Annotated in this window: 1 protein-coding gene (running past one end of the window); it reads right to left on the bottom strand. The window is 64.0% G+C overall.

From position 1 onward, the window contains the following. Nucleotides 1–28 precede the first annotated feature (28 nt). Nucleotides 29–1,865, bottom strand: partial view of a putative bifunctional diguanylate cyclase/phosphodiesterase gene (locus tag IL54_RS01920; protein WP_076605450.1) — the 3' portion only. Its footprint extends 203 nt past the window's final position; 1,837 of the gene's 2,040 nt are visible here — the last part of the coding sequence; its start codon lies beyond the right edge, outside the window — the gene reads right to left on this strand; the stop codon is at nt 29–31.

The following is a 1,865-nucleotide window of genomic DNA, read 5'->3' as shown; positions in this document are numbered from 1 at the left end:
AGACCCGCCTGCGCTGAGCGACGGCGGTTCAGGCGAGGCGGCGACGGCGGATGGCCGGGTCGGGTCGTTCCTCGCCATGGAGCGGCCCCGCCTCGATCAGTTCGATGATCCGTTCATGGGTGACCGGACGGCTGAACAAATAGCCCTGAACATTGGTGAAGCCAGCCTCGCGCGCGTGGGCGAGTTGGTCCTGCGTCTCGATCCCTTCGGCGACCGTGTCCATCGACAGGTCGCGCGCGAGATTGCCGATCGCGCGGACGATCGCGCGATCTTCGGCGTTGGCACTGGTCCCCGCCATGAAGCTCTGGTCGATCTTGAGCGTGTCGAACCGGTAGGAGCGCAGATAAGAGAGCGAGGAATAGCCGGTGCCGAAATCATCAAGCGCCAGGCGCAGGCCGATCCGCTGCAATTCGCGCAGGATCGTGCTGGTCTGGCCGCTATCATCGAGGAAGATGGATTCGGTGACTTCCAGTTCGAGCCGACGGGCGGGCAAGCCGGTTTCCAGCAGCGCGGCGATGACATTGCCGGGCAAGTCGTGCGATTTGAGCGAGGCCGGCGAGATGTTGATGGCCACGCGCACGTCGCCGGGCCAGGCCGCCGCGGCGATGCAGGCCTGACGCAGCACCCAGCCGGTCAAGGCTTCGATCAGGCCCATGCTTTCGGCGATCGGGATGAATTCGGACGGGGGGATGGCCCCCAGCACGGGATGGTTCCAGCGGATCAGCGCTTCGCAAGCGTCGATATCGCCGCCATCCAGCGCCACGATCGGCTGGAACATCAGTTTCAGTTCGTCGCCATCCAGCGCGCGGCGCAGGCCGGTCTCGATCTCGTGGATGCGGTTGAACCGCTCCTTGAGCGACCAGTTGAAGCTGGATGCCCGGTTGCGCCCCGCTCCTTTGGCTTCGTAGAGCGCGAGGTCGGCATGTTGCATCAGTTCGTCCATGTCGCGGCCATCCTGTGGCGCGACGGCATAGCCGATCGAAGCCGTGACCTGGAGATGATGGTCGGACAGATCGAAGCCATGGGCAAAATAGGCGATGATTTCCTGCGCGATCGCCGCTGCGGTGACGCGATCGGTATCGGGACAGATGATGACGAATTCGTCGCCGCCGAAACGGGCGATCCGCCCCCGCCCCTGCACCACGTCGGCCAAACGTTCCGCCACGGCGCGCAGCAGCCGGTCGCCGACCATATGGCCGAGCGAGTCGTTGATCTCCTTGAACCGATCGACATCCATCCACAGGATGGCGACGGCATCGACGCGCTTCTCGGTGGTTTCGAAGATTTCGCGCAGGCGCATCTGCATCGCCATGCGGTTTTCCAGGCCGGTCAGATTATCATAGCGCGCCAGTCGCTCGAATTTCTCGGCCAGCAGCGACTTGTCGCGCCGCCCGATCAGCGCCTGCACAACGATGCGGTGCGTGGTCGAACTGATTTCAGCGAGGCCCAATATCATCGCGACCATCGCGACGGATAGAACGCGGTAGCCGGTCGATCCCTCCAGCCACAGGCCGAGCGCGGTTGGCAGCAATGCGAGGCAGACCTGACCGATGGCGATCTGCACTCGCCCGGCGTTGCGACCCGAAATGCCGCCGGCATAGCCGGTCGCCATCGACACGCTGAGCATATGGGTGATCGGATTGGCCGATCCGATCAAGGTGACGAATCCCATGAGGCCGAGCAGCCCGGAATAGGCCCAGGCGCCCAATTCATAGGCGAGTTCCCAGTTGCGCGATGCGACGGCGGTGCCGCGCACCAACTGGCGATGAAAGAAGATGGCGGAAAAAACGCGCAGCGCCGCGACGATGCATAGGGTGGCGACGACGGCATGGATGGCGAGGCCATCCGATATGCTGCTGATGACG

Source organism: Sphingobium sp. ba1, from assembly GCF_000743655.1.
In the GTDB taxonomy this organism is placed as follows: domain Bacteria; phylum Pseudomonadota; class Alphaproteobacteria; order Sphingomonadales; family Sphingomonadaceae; genus Sphingobium.
The sequence above is the reverse complement of the archived record's forward strand: the minus strand, read 5'-3'. Positions and strand labels throughout refer to the sequence as shown.